Annotated in this window: 17 protein-coding genes and 1 pseudogene; 10 read left to right on the forward strand and 8 right to left on the reverse strand. The window is 68.9% G+C overall.

Features of this window, described 5'->3' with window-relative positions:
• The first annotated feature begins 23 nt into the window (after positions 1–23).
• Positions 24–398 carry a helix-turn-helix domain-containing protein gene (locus tag ABEA34_RS14565; RefSeq protein ID WP_345522069.1) on the forward strand — a complete coding sequence of 125 codons (375 nt, stop codon included), beginning with the start codon at positions 24–26 and terminating at the stop codon, positions 396–398.
• A gap of 4 nt (positions 399–402) precedes the next feature.
• A complete protein-coding gene (locus tag ABEA34_RS14570; RefSeq protein WP_345522070.1) occupies positions 403–1,059 on the forward strand; it encodes a hypothetical protein in 657 nt (218 codons plus the stop codon).
• Between the two features lie 65 nt (positions 1,060–1,124).
• Here the strand turns inward: ABEA34_RS14570 and ABEA34_RS14575 are convergent, their stop codons facing one another.
• Positions 1,125–2,255, reverse strand: a complete 1,131-nt coding sequence (locus ABEA34_RS14575; RefSeq protein WP_345522071.1) for a glycosyltransferase — start codon at positions 2,253–2,255, stop codon at positions 1,125–1,127.
• A gap of 157 nt (positions 2,256–2,412) precedes the next feature.
• Here ABEA34_RS14575 and ABEA34_RS14580 point away from each other — a divergent pair, with 157 nt between their 5' ends.
• Complete coding sequence (locus tag ABEA34_RS14580) at positions 2,413–2,700, forward strand: DUF2516 family protein (RefSeq protein ID WP_345522794.1); 288 nt, start codon at positions 2,413–2,415, stop codon at positions 2,698–2,700.
• On the opposite strand, the gene ABEA34_RS14585 is transcribed toward ABEA34_RS14580, so the two are convergent.
• Entirely contained in the window at positions 2,684–4,072 is a 1,389-nt protein-coding gene (locus tag ABEA34_RS14585; RefSeq protein ID WP_345522072.1) for a sugar nucleotide-binding protein, read from the reverse strand. The two genes, ABEA34_RS14580 and ABEA34_RS14585, sit on opposite strands and share 17 nt — an antisense overlap.
• 2 nt (positions 4,073–4,074) lie before the next feature.
• Positions 4,075–5,073, reverse strand: coding sequence for a dTDP-glucose 4,6-dehydratase (rfbB, locus tag ABEA34_RS14590; RefSeq protein WP_345522073.1), 999 nt, complete (start codon positions 5,071–5,073; stop codon positions 4,075–4,077).
• A 398-nt stretch (positions 5,074–5,471) separates the two neighbouring features.
• On the opposite strand from rfbB, the gene rfbA reads away from it, so the two are divergent.
• Positions 5,472–6,335, forward strand: coding sequence for a glucose-1-phosphate thymidylyltransferase RfbA (gene rfbA / locus ABEA34_RS14595; protein WP_345522074.1), 864 nt, complete (start codon positions 5,472–5,474; stop codon positions 6,333–6,335).
• 15 nt (positions 6,336–6,350) lie between these two features.
• On the opposite strand, the gene ABEA34_RS14600 is transcribed toward rfbA, so the two are convergent.
• The gene (locus ABEA34_RS14600; protein WP_345522075.1) at positions 6,351–7,790 is read right to left on the reverse strand and encodes a sugar transferase; all 1,440 of its coding nucleotides are present in this window, start codon (positions 7,788–7,790) and stop codon (positions 6,351–6,353) included.
• Between the two features lie 253 nt (positions 7,791–8,043).
• Between ABEA34_RS14600 and ABEA34_RS14605 the strand changes: the two genes are divergently transcribed.
• The 4 genes from ABEA34_RS14605 to ABEA34_RS14620 all read left to right on the forward strand — a co-directional run bounded on the left by ABEA34_RS14605 (position 8,044) and on the right by ABEA34_RS14620 (position 9,689).
• On the forward strand, positions 8,044–8,196 hold the full coding sequence (locus ABEA34_RS14605; protein WP_345522076.1) for a hypothetical protein: 153 nt from the start codon (positions 8,044–8,046) through the stop codon (positions 8,194–8,196).
• Positions 8,197–8,293: 97 nt separating this feature from the next.
• Positions 8,294–8,644 carry an ArsR/SmtB family transcription factor gene (locus tag ABEA34_RS14610; RefSeq protein ID WP_345522077.1) on the forward strand — a complete coding sequence of 117 codons (351 nt, stop codon included), beginning with the start codon at positions 8,294–8,296 and terminating at the stop codon, positions 8,642–8,644.
• Positions 8,641–9,129, forward strand: coding sequence for an SRPBCC family protein (locus ABEA34_RS14615; protein WP_345522078.1), 489 nt, complete (start codon positions 8,641–8,643; stop codon positions 9,127–9,129). The genes ABEA34_RS14610 and ABEA34_RS14615 overlap by 4 nt, the downstream gene beginning before the upstream one ends.
• The gene (locus tag ABEA34_RS14620; protein ID WP_345522079.1) at positions 9,126–9,689 is read left to right on the forward strand and encodes a TIGR03086 family metal-binding protein; all 564 of its coding nucleotides are present in this window, start codon (positions 9,126–9,128) and stop codon (positions 9,687–9,689) included. The genes ABEA34_RS14615 and ABEA34_RS14620 overlap by 4 nt, the downstream gene beginning before the upstream one ends.
• A gap of 164 nt (positions 9,690–9,853) precedes the next feature.
• Here ABEA34_RS14620 and ABEA34_RS14625 read toward each other — a convergent pair whose 3' ends face one another.
• Positions 9,854–11,005, reverse strand: coding sequence for an acyltransferase family protein (locus tag ABEA34_RS14625; protein ID WP_345522080.1), 1,152 nt, complete (start codon positions 11,003–11,005; stop codon positions 9,854–9,856).
• Between the two features lie 303 nt (positions 11,006–11,308).
• On the opposite strand from ABEA34_RS14625, the pseudogene ABEA34_RS14630 reads away from it, so the two are divergent.
• Positions 11,309–11,815 (forward strand): annotated as a pseudogene (locus ABEA34_RS14630) (TIGR03086 family metal-binding protein); the annotation flags it as partial.
• Between the two features lie 2 nt (positions 11,816–11,817).
• On the opposite strand, the gene ABEA34_RS14635 reads toward ABEA34_RS14630, so the two are convergent.
• Together ABEA34_RS14635 and galE are read right to left on the reverse strand one after the other, a co-directional pair.
• Entirely contained in the window at positions 11,818–12,096 is a 279-nt protein-coding gene (locus tag ABEA34_RS14635) for a hypothetical protein (protein ID WP_345522081.1), read from the reverse strand.
• 103 nt (positions 12,097–12,199) lie between these two features.
• Positions 12,200–13,171: a UDP-glucose 4-epimerase GalE gene (gene galE, locus ABEA34_RS14640; RefSeq protein WP_345522082.1), complete on the reverse strand. Its 972-nt coding sequence runs from the start codon at positions 13,169–13,171 to the stop codon at positions 12,200–12,202.
• Between the two features lie 46 nt (positions 13,172–13,217).
• On the opposite strand from galE, the gene ABEA34_RS14645 reads away from it, so the two are divergent.
• A complete protein-coding gene (locus ABEA34_RS14645) occupies positions 13,218–13,973 on the forward strand; it encodes an N-acetylmuramoyl-L-alanine amidase family protein (protein ID WP_345522083.1) in 756 nt (251 codons plus the stop codon).
• Here the strand turns inward: ABEA34_RS14645 and ABEA34_RS14650 are convergent.
• Positions 13,961–14,584 (reverse strand): TetR/AcrR family transcriptional regulator, encoded by a 624-nt coding sequence (locus ABEA34_RS14650; RefSeq protein ID WP_345522084.1) that lies wholly within the window; start codon positions 14,582–14,584, stop codon positions 13,961–13,963. The two genes, ABEA34_RS14645 and ABEA34_RS14650, sit on opposite strands and share 13 nt — an antisense overlap.
• Positions 14,585–14,598: the final 14 nt, after the last annotated feature.

Consider the following 14,598-nt stretch of genomic DNA (forward strand, 5'->3'; position numbering starts at 1 on the left):
GCAGTTGCTAGCACAGTGGAGGCATGGCAATGGGAAAGGTCGGCGACGCCGTCGAGACCCTCGGTGGCTACCTCCGGGAGCAGCGCGTCAGCGCGCAGCTGTCGTTGCGTCAGCTCGCTGAGCAGGCTGGCGTCTCCAACCCGTACCTGAGCCAGATCGAGCGCGGGCTCCGTCGGCCGTCTGCACAGGTCCTGCAGCAGCTGGCGAAGGCGCTCCGCATCTCCGCAGAGCAGCTCTACGTGCGAGCGGGGATCGTCAGCCCCGAGGAGGGCATGGGCGGCTCCGTCGAGCTCGCCATCCTCGCTGACTCCGCACTCACCGAGCGACAGAAGCAGTCGCTGCTCGACGTCTACGCGTCGTTCCTCGCCCTCAACGGGACGACCCAACCGAAGGAGTAACACCATGGCCAAGTTCGAGATCCCCGCATTCGAGATTCCCACCGAGGCCGCGCGCCCGCTGTACGCCGCCGCTGGTGCGACCGACCTCGTCGTCGGCTACGTCCGCGACGCCTTCGCCGACCTGCAGAAGCAGCTCGCCGACGTCCAGAAGGACGTGCAGACCCGCATCACGAGCATCGAGCTCGAGCCGAAGGCCCTGCGCGACCAGGCGCTCACCGTCGTCACCACCCAGATCGACGCGCTGTCCAAGGACGCCAAGGCGCGCCGCGAGGCCGTCGAGAAGCGCGTGGCCGAGCTCCAGGCCGAGGCCGCCACCATCCCGGCGACCGTGACCTCGACGTACGCCGACCTCGCCAAGCGCGGCGAGGTCCTGGTCGGCCGGATCCGCACCCAGGAGTCGACGAAGGCGGCCACGACTGCCGCGAAGACGACCACCGCGAAGGCGAAGACCACCAAGACGCAGGCCACCAAGGCGGCGAAGAAGACCACGACGACCGCCAAGAAGGCGACCAAGTCGACCGCCAAGAAGACCACCTCGACGGCGAAGAAGACGTCGACGGCGCCGAAGAGCAGCGCCAAGGCGACCACCACCGCCGCAAAGAAGACCGCGTCGGCCGCTGCCGCCGCCACGACCGACGCTGCCGCGAAGATCGGCGACTGATCAACCGAGCGTGACAGAGGGCGGCGACCATGGGGTCGCCGCCCTCTTCGCCTCTCCGGAAGGGATCAGGCTAGTCGTCGCTGGGGTCGAAGCCGCTGAGCGAGGGTGTCTGCGTAGCGGTCGCAGACCAGCCGCCAGGAGTAGAACTCCGCGGCTCGCCGCCGAGTCTCCTGCTTGAGATCTCGAGGATCGTTGAACGCGGCCACGACAGCGTCGACCACCGACTCCGCTGTGTCGCCGCAGAAGTGGCCGGTATCGGCGAGGACCTCGCGGTTGTAGACGGTGTCGCGAGCGACGACGCGGCTCCCGAGGCTCATAGCCTGGACGAGTGCGGGGTTGGTCCCGCCAACGGTGTGGCCGTGGAAGTAGACGCCAGCGTTGCTCCAGAGACCGAACAATCGCCGATCATCACTGATGTGGCCCGTGAGGTGGACGCGTGGGTTTGTCGCGGCGATGGTCTCTGCCTTGTCCTGCAAGGGGTCACCGGGCGGTGCCGCGCCAACGAGGACGACATCGACATCGCACTTCTCGGTGATGGCCTGTGCTGCGTCCAGGAAGACGTCGATGCTGTTCTCCGGCACGAAGCGCGCCACGAGCAGTACATATTGCTCGGCGGTCAGATGCGGGTCAGACAGGGCGTCGGTCACGGATTCGCCGCCGTAGGGGATGAAGACCCCTGTGCGGTCGAACTCGCGCTGCCAGAAGTCCCCGATGGCAACGGCATCGAAGACGAGCTCGTCGGCGAACTTGGCTGTGAACTTGGCACCCCACTTGAACACGGCCTTGCCGAGCCGGCTCCACTTGTCTCGATGCCATTCGATGCCGTCGACGTTGACCACGGTCGGAATACCGCGGAGCCTGAGCAAGGGAAGCCAGAAGCCGTTGGCGACGTTCATCACGAGCGCGACATCGGGCTTGTGGACCAAGGAGTGCAGCACGGAGCTCAGGCCGAACGTCAACGTGCTGAGCGACCTGGAGTCGAGCCCGCGGGTGATGACCGATTCGACGCGCGGGTCCAGGTCGGGGTCGTCGCCCCGAACGGTCGCGCTGCGCCCGTAGACACGCACGCTCCACTCGCGATCAGCGAGGTCCGGCGCGATCTTGCGGACCGCAGTCTCGAACCCGCCGTAGTAGCTGGGGTAGCCACGCGTGCCGATGATGGCCACGATCGGTCGGCCGTGCGGCCGCTTCGGCATACGAAAGCGCAACGTGATCCCCATGAACTGTCGGTTCCAGCAATTTTAGGGTCCTGCACGCCGTTGGGATGCCGAACCAGGTGAACACTACGTTTCGGACCTACCTGCCCCAAGACGCCGAACCGAGCCAGGTCCCCCACGTAGGCTGTGCCGCGTGATGACGGTGTTCGACCTCGAGGCAAATTTCATGCTGGTCGTGGAGCTGGCGCTGCTCGCCGTGAAGATCTTCGCCTTCGTCAACTCACTGCTGTGGTCGGCGGAGTCCTACCCGGCGGCCGGCAAGCTCACGAAGCCCGCGTGGACCATCATCCTCGGCCTCGGTCTCGTCGTGCAGTTCGTGTTCCCGGGGCTGCTCAACCTGCTCAACCTCGTCTTCACGATCGCGGCGTTCGTCTACCTAGCCGACGTGCGGCCGGCCCTCGCCAGCCTCACGCGTCGGCGCTGAGGTAGCGCTCGAGCGCCACGATCGCGTCCTCCGGGACGAACCCGGTCGCCTCGATCTTCGCGAGGCTCATCGCGCTGTTGAGCGGCCGCGGTGACGCCTCCGGCTTGTCCGCGAAGTACGCCGCCGTCGTCGTGGGCGTCACGTCCGCCTCGTCCCGGCCGGCCAGTCGGAAGATCGTCTTCGTGATCTCCGCCCACGAGAGCACCGGGCCGCCGTTGCTCAGGTTGTAGGTGCCGTGCGGCGCACCGACCTCGAGCAGGTGCTTGGTCGCGCGGGAGAGCTCAGACGTGAAGGTGAGCCGCCCGGTCTGGTCGTCGACCACGCTCGGCGAGACGCCGTTGTCGGCCAGCCGCTTCATGGTGCGCACGAAGTTGTTGCCGTCGCCGATCACCCAGGAGGTGCGGAGCAGGTAGTGGCGCGGAGCCGTGCCGATGGCGATGTCGCCGGCGGCCTTCGTCTGTGCGTAGACACCGAGCGGCGACAGCGACTCGTCCTCGGTGTGCTCCTCGGCCGTGCCGTCGAAGACGTACTCCGAGGAGTAGTGCACGAGGGTGAAGCCGTGCTCGCGCGAGAGGCGGGCGAGAGTCGCCGGTGCTGCGGCATTCGCCGCCCACGCCGTACGCCGTCCGTCGAGCGTCTCCGCGGCGTCGACGGCCGTGTAGGCGGCGGCGTTCAGCACGAGCGCGTACTCGTGCCAGGGCCAGGCGGCCACGGCCTCGGCATCGGTGACGTCCAGCTCGTCCAGGTCGACCAGGTCCGAGCCGGGGAAGTCGACCTGCAGCGCGCGGCCGAGCTGGCCGCGGCAGCCGATGATCAAGGTCTTCTTGGGCGCCATCGGGGTCACCGCATCGAGCGTCGGGTTGGCCAGGTCCTTCTCGGAGACCTCGGCCTCGGCGAGCGGGATCGGCCACGGGATCACAGCGGTCGCATCGGCGAGGTTGAGTGCGGGGTAGGCCGTGCCCGGGCGCCAGTGCTCGTTGACCAGGTAGGAGTAGACCGTCCCGTCCTCGAGCGCCTGGTAGGAGTTGCCGACACCCCGAGGCACGAAGACGGCGACGTCGGGGCCGATCTCGACGTGGAAGGTCGTGCCGAAGGTCGGACCCTCGCGCATGTCGACCCAGGCCGCGAAGACCCGACCGGTCGCGACCGACACGAACTTGTCCCACGGCTCGGTGTGGATGCCTCGGGTGGCTCCGCGGTGGGCGTTGTAGGACATGTTGTTCTGCACGGGGCCGAAGTCGGGCAGGCCGAGCGCGACCATCTTCTGGCGCTGCCAGTTCTCCTTGAACCAGCCGCGCGCGTCCTCGTGCACCGGCAGGTGCAGGACGACCAGACCGGGGATGGGGGTCTCGACCAGCGCGAGGTCGGCCACGATCACTGGCCCTTCGCGGCGTACGACGCCTCGACGGCGTCCTTGTGCGGGCGCCACCAGTCCTCGTGCGCGACGTACCAGTCGATCGTGGCCTGCAGCCCGGCGTCGAAGTCCTGGTAGGTCGGCTGCCACCCGAGCTGGTGGCGCAGCTTGCCGGACTCGATGGCGTAGCGGCGGTCGTGACCGGCCCGGTCGCGGACGAACTCGATGTCGTCCTCGCTCCGCCCGAAGTGCCGCAGGATCGCCTGCACGACCTCGAGGTTGTTCTTCTCCCCATCGGCACCGATCAGGTAGGTCTCACCGATCTCGCCGCGCTCCAGGATCGCCAGCACCGCCGACGAGTGGTCCTCGGTGTGGATCCAGTCCCGGACGTTGAGCCCGTCGCCGTAGAGACGCGGCTTGCGGCCGTCGATAACCTCGGTGATCTGGCGCGGGATGAACTTCTCGATGTGCTGCCACGGCCCGTAGTTGTTGGAACAGTTGGAGATCGTCGCGCGGACGCCGAAGGAGCGGACCCAGGCGCGAACCAGGTGGTCGGACCCCGCCTTCGAGGCGGAGTAGGGCGAGGACGGGTTGTACGGCGTGTCCTCGGTGAACCGCTTCAGGTCGTCGAGCTCGAGGTCGCCGTACACCTCGTCGGTCGACACGTGGTGGAAGCGCTTGTCGTGCTTGCGTGCCGCCTCGAGCAGCGTGAACGTGCCGACGATGTTGGTGCGGATGAAGGGCCCCGGATCCTCCAGGCTGTTGTCGTTGTGCGACTCCGCCGCGTAGTGCACAACCGCGTCGACACCGGCCACCAAGGGCTCGACCACCTCGGGCTCGGCGATGTCGCCGACCACCAGCTCGACGCGGTCCGCAGGCAGCCCGTCGAGGCACTCCTGGGTTGCGGCGTAGGTCAGCTTGTCCAGCACCGTCACGTGGGCGTCGGTGTTGGCCACGAGATGGTGGACGAAGTTGGAGCCGATGAAGCCGGCCCCGCCGGTCACGAGGATGCGATCCATAACTGGATCGTACGAGGAGCAGTCAGCTCTCGAGCCATTCGGTACAGAGATGGAGGTTCCCGGCATGTGCGTTCGGTCACGTGCTCCGCGATCCCCAGAACTGGGCATATTCGGCCCGCCCGCTCCGTCGCGACCGTCGGCGGCGCTCCAATCAGTGGATGACGTTAACGCGCAAACGCGGAGGCTGTTCGGTGTGCGGGCATCGGCGCCTGGGTCCGCTCGGTCGAGTCGCGGAGCGCCTCGCGTTCTCCGACCGGCGCTGTCACTCGGAGGTGCTGGATCTGACCTGGCCCCACGGGGCCGTCGAGTGCGGCTGCGGGTCGATGGCACACCGATAATCGTCATCGGCTCGATGGACACCGACAGTCGGAAGACTGTCCCCGCATAGGATCCCAGCCATGCGTGGAATCATCCTGGCCGGTGGGACCGGTTCCCGGCTGCATCCGATCACCTTCGCGGTGAGCAAGCAGCTGATGCCGGTCTACGACAAGCCGATGATCTACTACCCGCTGTCGACGCTGATGCTGGCCGGGATCCGCGACGTCCTGGTGATCACCACGCCGCACGAGGCGGAGCAGTTCGTGAGGCTGCTCGGCGACGGCAGTCAGTTCGGCATCTCGATCACGTACGCAGTGCAACCCAGTCCCGACGGGCTCGCGCAGGCCTTCGTGATCGGCGAGGAGCACATCCGCGGAGGTAGCGCCGGCCTGGTGCTGGGCGACAACCTCTTCTACGGCCCGGGTCTCGGCACCCAGCTCACCCGGTTCGAGGACCTCGACGGGGCGGCGGTCTTCGGCTACCGCGTGGCCGACCCGACGGCGTACGGAGTCGTGGAGTTCGACGAGCAGGGACGCGCGCTGTCGTTGGAGGAGAAGCCCGAGAAGCCGAAGAGCAACTACGCGGTGCCCGGTCTCTACTTCTATGACCAGTCCGTGGCTGATCGCGCGAAGGCGCTGCAGCCGTCGGCCCGCGGCGAGCTGGAGATCACCGACCTCAACCGCACCTACCTGGACGAGGGCAAGCTCCAGGTCGAGGTGCTGCCGCGAGGTGTCGCCTGGCTCGACACCGGGACGATCGACGACCTCAACGAGGCCGGCAACTACGTGCGCGCCATCGAGCACCGGCAGGGATTCAAGATCGGCTGCCCGGAAGAGGTCGGCTGGCGGATGGGCTTCCTGACCGACGACGAGCTCGCCGCGCTGGCCGAGCCGCTGGTCAAGAGCGGCTATGGCACCTACCTGCTCGGGCTGCTCGACGACTGAGCGCTGAGCCCAGCCTCAGTAAGCGCCGCGGGAGCCGAAGACGGCACCGACGGTCCGACCCAGGATCGAGATGTCCTGCAGCATCGACCAGTTGTCGACGTAGTAGAGGTCGAGACGAACAGCCTCAGCCCAGGAGAGGTCCGAGCGGCCGGACACCTGCCACAGGCCGGTCATACCGGGGCGGACCCGCAGGCGGCGGAGCACGTCGGACTCGTAGCTGGCGACCTCGCGCGGCAACGGCGGGCGCGGGCCGACGAGGCTCATCTCGCCGCGCCACACGTTGAAGAGCTGCGGCAGCTCGTCGAGGGAGTAGCGGCGCAGCCACTTGCCGGGCTTGGTCACTCGGGGATCGTCCTGCATCTTGAACAGTCCGCCTTCGTGGCCCATCTGGGCGTGCAGTGCGGCGAGCTGCTCCTCGGCGTCGACCACCATGGTGCGGAACTTCAGGCAGCCGAACTGCTTGCCGTCGCGACCGGTGCGGGTCTGGCGGAAGAAAACCGAGCCCCCGTCGGCGAGCTTGACCCGCAGTGCGGCGTACGCCATCAACGGGCTGAAGGCGAGGATCAGGAAGGACGAGCCGAAGAGGTCGAAGAGTCGCTTGCCCCAGCGAGCCGCGTCGGTCGAGCGCGGCGGGTCGATGTGCATCAGCGGTAGGCCGCCCACGGGACGGACCTTGATCCGCTCGCCGGACACGTCCGTGACGCTTGGCGCCACGACGACCTGGACGTGCGCCTGCTCGAGGTCCCAGACGATCCGGCGCAGCTGGCCTGCGGAGGTGAGCGCGCCGCCCGCGAAGAAGACCAAGTCAGCGTCGGAGGCCGTGATCACCGACGTCGCCTGCTCGCAGGCGCCGATGATCGGAATGCCCGACGCAGTCTCCTCCTGGAGGTCCGCGACGGGCACCAACGCGCCAGACACGTGGTAGCCGAGCCAGGACTCGCGGCTCAGGACGGCGGCGATCTCGTCGACGTGCTCAGGCGTGCCGGCGATCAGCACCCGGTATTGGAGCTTGCCCTGACGACGGGCCCGGTGGACCGCCTGGCGGAGCACCCAGCGACCGAGCAGCAGGGCCGGGACGCCGAGGCCGAAGGCGAGCAGGAAGAAGCCGCGGGATAGCTGGAACTTGGCGAGGTAGCACCCGACACCGAGCAGGCCGGCGGTGACGATGCTGGCGTTGAAGACCCGCTTGTACTCATCCGTGCCGGCGCCGAAGACGTCGTCGTGGTAGCCGCCGAATGCGGCGATGACCACCAGCCAGCTGAGCAGCACGAGCGGTCCGACGATCTGGAGGGTCGACGTCACGTCGCTCGGGCTGTCAAAGACGCCCAACCGCCTGCGGCCGACGATGGCGAGGAAGAAGACACCCGTCATCAGCAGGAAGTCGAGGACCAGGGCGGAGACGGGGAGGTAGCGCAGGGCGCGACTCGGCGGACCGAGCGTCCTCGTCCTCTTCACCGAAAGCAGTGTCATGCCAGCCCCATGCCGTTCCCCCGAACCATTGGTGTCGCGCCCTGAGGCCCCCCCGATCACCGAGGACAACCATGCCCCATGGTGGGCGACCCCGCAGCCGATTCCCTTTGAACACTAGGTGGGTTGTGTTACACCCAGGGCAAGGACGTGCGTCCGGCGGATTTCTGACGCTCGACGACGGGATTACTTTTCGCGTGGCCCAGGTTTGCGATCCCGTGATCGTGGTCACATTAGGGCTATGACCGTACTCATCCTGGCGATCACGGGGGTCGCGCTCTGGTGTCTGGCCCCGATCCCGGTGGCCGTCGTCGTGGGCCGGGCGTTCCGCGCCGGCGAGACCGAGGACGCCTTCGTGGGGCTCGCCCGCGACTACGACACCGCCGGGGCCTGAGCGCCTGCAGCGCTCCGCCCGACGGTTGCAACCGATCGGTTGACAACGCGCGCGACTTCGTGGCACGGTTGATCAACCAATCGGTTGAGGAGTGCGTATGACGGACCAGCTGTCCCGGGTGTTCCAAGCCCTGTCCGATCCCACGCGCCGCGATCTCGTGGCCCGGCTCGCCGTCGAGGGCGACGCCAGCGTGGGCGACCTGGCGGCGCCGTACGACGTCACCGTGCAGGCGGTCTCCAAGCACGTCAAGGTGCTGGAGGACGCAGGCCTGGTGAGCCGCAGCCGGGACGCGCAGCGGCGGCCGGTCCACCTCGAGGCGGAGGTGCTGGACCTGATGACGGCGTGGATCGAGCGCTACCGGACGCAGGCCGAGGAGCGGTTCAGCCGTCTCGACGCCGTGCTCGCGACCGAGGACGAGCGGAGAGGCGAGGAGGGCGCAGCATCATGAAGACCCGCAACGTGACTGAGATCGAGGCGGTGCCGGACCTGCCGGTGATCCGCATCGTCCGCGAGTTCGAGGCGCCGCCGGAGCGGGTGTTCCGGGCGTTCGTCGACCCGGACCTCTTCACCCAGTGGTGCGGCCCGCGGAGCATCGACACGACGATCGACGTCTGGGACGCCCGCACCGGCGGCGAGTGGCGCTACACGGCCCGCCGCGCGAGCGATGACTTCCGGATGGGCTTCTGGGGGTCGTTCCACGAGGTCCGGCCCGCCGAACGGATCGTGCAGACCTGGTCGTACGACGGGGCGCCGGACGGCGTGAGCCTGGAGACGACGACCTTCGAGCCGCTCGACGGCGGCCGCTGCCGGGTGGTCGCGACGTCGGTCGTCGAGTCGATCGAGATCCGCGACCAGACGCTGCGCAGCGGCATGGACGTCGGCGTGCGCGAGGGCTACGAGCAGCTCGACGAGCTGCTGGAGGGGGAGTCATGACGAGTCCGGCGGAGCACCACCGCGAGGTCGCCGGCGACTTCACCCGACGGGTCGACGGCGCGACCGACTGGGACGCACCGGCGCCCGTGGAGGGCTGGACCGCCCGCGACGTCGTCGGGCACCTCGTCGAGTGGTTCCCGGCCTTCCTGGAGTCGGGCACCGGCATCCGGCTCGACGCCGGGCCGTCGGTGGCCGACGACCCGGCCGCCGCCTGGCACACGCACGTCGCCGCGGTGCAACAGCTGCTCGACGACCCGGCGTACGCCGACCGCGTGCTGAGCAACCCGCACATCGGCGACGTCCCGCTGCCGGAGGCCGTCGACCGCTTCTACACCGCCGACGTCTTCATGCACACCTGGGACCTCGCCCGCGCCACCGGCCAGGACGAGACCCTCGACGCCGAGACCTGCGCGCAGATGCTGGCCGGGATGGAGCCGATGGACGAGATGCTCCGCGCCAGTGGGCAGTACGGCGCGCGCGTGCCGGTGCCCGACGACGCCGACGTGCAGACTCGGCTGATCGCGTTCATCGGACGCGACCCGAAGTGGCGGGCTTCGTAGCTCCGCTCGGTCGCGATTGACGGCGTCGTGACCCCCGCGATCGAGAGCGTCACGGAGGTGGGCAACATCCCCAAGGGCGCACGCGCGAAGGTATACGGCCACTCGTACGCCCCGTCCCGGCTCGATCGCTGGGCAAATCGGGCACATCGCCCCCTGGTCAGTTCCTACTCCTTCACCTGATCCCGCTGACCGGCGGCAGGAGTTGTTCGGCCGAACCATCTAACGCGGAGGTACTTCTCGGCGGGGTGCTCGACGGCCTTGTAGAGCAAGGCGGCGGCAATCTGGCTCAGGCCGGCCAATGCAATCCACGCCAGGATGCGGAGCGTGACATTGTCCACCGGAGCCTGGAAGTGGTCCCAGGCCCTGAAGATCATCTCGTTGACGAGGTAAAGAGCGAAGGACCAGTGCCCGAGTTTGAGCATTGTCGGGGACTTCAGTCCGGTTGGTCGCCCGTCCAGGTCTCGCTGGGCAGCGGCGACGATCAGCAAGAGGAACACCGGTGTGGCCAGCCACGACGAGGCCATGTAGGCGCTGTATGGGTCAAGGGTGTACCTGACGCCCCCATCGTGCCACTCAGACCACGCTACAAGACCGACGTGATAGCCGATCACCGCAGCGATCGCCAGGCCGTAGTTGATCGACCACCGGCGACCTTCGCGGAGCAAGATGCCGGCCAGCACACCAACCGCGAACTGCAACGCGCGGGTCGCTGGGAACACATCGAGCACCCAAGAATTGCCCATCCCACCAGCGACCGCCCAAGTCACCACCATGACCGCGAGCGCGAGCCACAGGAGCAGCATCAGGTGTCGTCGCCACCGGGCCGCGACAAGCAGCATGAGCGGGAACACGGCATAGAAGAACGCCTCGCAGCTCAACGTCCACGCGGGTGGGTTTGCTCCACCCTCACGCCAGTTCGGCACCCACGCCTGAAGGAGCAGAAAGGTGCCGACGGTCTCGGCGAGGCCGGGGAGGGCGGACATCCACACGTACACACCCAAAGACAGAGCCGCCGTGACAACGAATAACGGGTAGATCCGCGCGAACCGCCTCCAGTAGAACACGGGCGGCCGTGTCGGGCGGTCCCAGTAGTTCCACGCGAGGATGAACCCGGAGAGCACGAAGAAGAAAGTCACCCCCGTGCGGCCGTACTCTACGAAGAATGAGATCCCGGGGATGCTGCCGACTAGCAGGTTCGCGTGGTACAAAACGACGAGCATTGCGGCCCAGAATCGCAGCCCGGTCAGCGACGGAATCCCGTCTCGGTTCGGTCTGACCTGCGCCACTTCCACGCGGTTGGAGATATCTTCGGTCACGTCGACTCCTAGTTAGTCGGCCACGCCCCGGGCCTGCCCGCCAGCAGGCGCCGGGGTCTCTACGCGCCCGGCAGGGACTGTACGCCGCGCGTACCCAACATGGGTGACGATCTCGTAACTAGCGGTGGTAGCTCGGCGAGTGGGGGCACGCGCCCCCATCGACAGCGGAGTTGACGGCGCGCGAAGTGCTGGTCGCCATGACACGAAACGAGCCTAAAGAAGCATCCGCCATCCCGCAGTCGGTCTCGTCACAAGCCATATGACTAGGCCGAGAGTTAGGTCGCCGGCGACTTCACCCGACGGGTCGACGGCGCGACCGACTGGGACGCACCGGCGCCCGTGGAGGGCTGGACCGCCCGCGACGTCGTCGGGCACCTCGTCGAGTGGTTCCCGGCCTTCCTGGAGTCGGGCACCGGCATCCGGCTCGACGCCGGGCCGTCGGTGGCCGACGACCCGGCCGCCGCCTGGCACACGCACGTCGCCGCGGTGCAACAGCTGCTCGACGACCCGGCGTACGCCGACCGCGTGCTGAGCAACCCGCACATCGGCGACGTTCGGCTGCCGGAGGCCGTCGACCGCTTCTACACCGCCGACGTCTTCATGCACACCTGGGACCTCGCCCGCGCAACCGGCCAGGACGAGACCCTCGACGCCGAGACCTGCGCGCAGATGCTGGCCGGGATGGAGCCGATGGACGAGATGCTCCGCGCCAGCGGGCAGTACGGCGCGCGCGTGCCGGTGTCCGACGACGCCGATCCGCAGACCAGGCTGATCGCGTTCATCGGGCGCGACCCCGCCTGGAGGCCCTGACCTCAGACCAGCAGCAGCCAGAAGGTGTCGAAGTCCGGGTGGTCGGCGTACCTCGCCGCCCACTCGTAGGTCAGCCGGGCGAGCTCGGGGGGAGCCGGGCGTCGGTCGCACTCGAGGTCGCCGCGGATCCCGTCCAGGATGCGCAGGCTCTGGCGCAGGTACGCCGCACGGGCGTCGTCGCCGTCGGCGAGGGCGGTGGTGAGATCTGCCTGCACGCGGGTGTCGAGGAAGCGCACCGCGGCGGCGACGGGGTCGGGTCGGAGAGTGGTCTGCTCGGTCAACGTGGGCTTCCAGGGTCGGCTCGGTGAGCCGACGCTAGGTGCCGGAAGGCCGCTGCGACCGGACGTCGTCGAAACGTAGCGAGAGCGTCACACGGCGGTCTGGTCAGGCCGGCGTCGTGGCCTGCCGACGCGCGTCCCAGGCCGACTGCACCATGTCGTGCAGGTCGTGCCGCATCGCCCAGTCGAGGTCGCGCGCGGCCAGCTCGCCGCTGGCCACGATGCGGGCCGGGTCGCCGGGTCGGCGGGCCTGCACCTCGGGCTCGAAGTCGATGCCGGTGGCGTCGCGCACGGCGTCCATGATCTGCCGCACCGACACACCCTCGCCGCTGCCGAGGTTGTAGACCGGCTCGAGGTCGTCGCCGGCCAGGAGGCGCTGCGCGGCGACGACGTGGGACTGCGCCAGGTCGGTCACGTGCACGTAGTCGCGCACGCAGGTGCCGTCCGGCGTCGGGTAGTCGTCGCCGTTGATGTGCGGGGTGCGGCCCTCGACGAGCGCGTCGAAGACGAGCGGGAAGAGGTTGTGCGGGCTGGTGTCGTAGAGCGCGGGCGAGCCCGAGCCGACGACGTTGAAGTACCTCAGCGAGGTGTGCCGCAGCCCGGTGGCCCGGCCGACGTCGCGGATCAGCCACTCGCCGGCCAGCTTGGTCTCGCCGTACGGCGACTCCGGGTGGGTCGGCGTCTCCTCGGTGACCAGGTCGACGTCGGTGGTGCCGTACGTCGCCGCGCTCGACGAGAAGACCATCGACTGCACGCCGGTGTCGGTCATCGCCTGGAGGAGGCGGGCGGTGCCGGTGATGTTCTGCTCGTAGGTGTGCAGCGGCCGGCTGACCGACACCCCGGCGTACTTGAAGCCCGCCAGGTGGATCACGCCGACGACGCCGTGCTCGCGCAGGGTGGCCGCGACGGTGTCCTGGTCGAGGATCGTGGCCTCGACGAACGGCACGTCGTCGGGCACGAACGACGCGTGGCCGGACGACAGGTCGTCGAGCACCACCGGCCGCATGTCGGCGTCACGCAGTGCCTGCGTGACGTGCGATCCGATGTACCCGGCGCCTCCGGTGACCAGCCAGCTCATGTCGTCGAGGATAGACGGCGGGTGATCGCGACCTAGGGTGGTCGGCATGTCCTCGCGTCTGGTCCGGCTGATCGCGCTCACCGGAGCGTTGCTGCTCCTCGGGGCGCCGGCGTACGCCGACCGGCCGGACGCGTCCGCGCGCGACACTGACCTGCCGCTCGCCGGCCGGGTCGTCGTGCTCGACCCGGGTCACCAGCTCGGCAACCACAACTTCCCGCGCCGGATCGACCGGCTGGTGCCCGACGGCCGCGGGGGCCGCAAGGCCTGCAACACCACCGGCACCGCGACGTCGGCCGGCCTGGCGGAGGCGACGTTCGTCTGGCGGGTTGCCCGCCGGGTCCAGGCGCGGTTGGAGCGCCTCGGCGCCACCGTGGTGCTGACCCGGACGAGCAACAGCAGCGACCGGTGGGGGCCGTGCGTGGACGCGCGGGGCCGCGCGGGCAACAAGGCGCGGGCCGATCTCGAGCTCAGCATCCACGGCGACGGCAACCTGAAGCGCGGCGCGCGTGGGTTCCACGTGATTGCGGCCCCGGACCGCGATCGAGGCTCGCTCCGGCTGGCGCGGCTCACCCGCGCCGCGCTGGTGCGCCAGGACCTCCCCGTTGCCAACTACATCGCCGGCGGCGACGGCCTCGACCAGCGCACGGACCTGGCCACGCTCAACCTGTCGCGGGTGCCGACGGTGATGGTCGAGCTCGGCAACATGCGCGACCGCGTCGACGCGCGCCGGATGGCGTCACCGGCCGGGCGTACGACGTACGCCCGGGGCCTGGTCGCCGGGGTCCGCGACTACCTGGGCTGACCGGTCGCGATCCCGCGCAGCACCATCGCGACCACGGACGCCGCGCGGGTCTCGATCGCCGTGTCGTCGTCCGTCCGGCTCTCGAGCCGCTCGGAGAGCGAGTTGATCATCGCGGCGCCGTAGATCGCCTCGGTGACGGCGCCGAGCGGGTAGTCCTCGATCATCTCGCCGCGGTCGATGGCACGCTGGCAGATCTGCTCGACCTGCCGGCTGTGGACCTGGGACACGGCCTGGGAGAAGTCGCCCAGCGGCTCGGTCGAGCTCGCGCAGTCGAAGGTCACGCGCAGCGCGGCCCAGCCGGGCGCGGAGTGGAAGTGCCGCAGCAGGTTGACCGCGAGCTGCGTGAGGTCGCCCTCGAGCGTGCCGGTGTCGACGGTCGTGAGCTCCATCCCGCGGCTGGTCACCGCGTCGGTCAGCAGCGCGTCCTTGTCGTGCCAGCGCAGGTAGACCGTCGACTTGCCGACCCCGGCCCGCCGCGCGACCGCGTCCATCGTGAAGCCCGCCCAGCCGTGCTCGCCGTACTCGTCCAGCGCGGCGGCGAGGATCTTGTCCTCGGCGCCCGGGGTGCGGGGACGACCCCGACCGCGGCGCGGCTCCTCCCCAGGGCTCATGGGGTGATTGAAAC

The sequence above is a fragment of the Nocardioides conyzicola genome (assembly GCF_039543825.1).
In the GTDB taxonomy this organism is placed as follows: Bacteria; Actinomycetota; Actinomycetes; order Propionibacteriales; family Nocardioidaceae; genus Nocardioides; species Nocardioides conyzicola.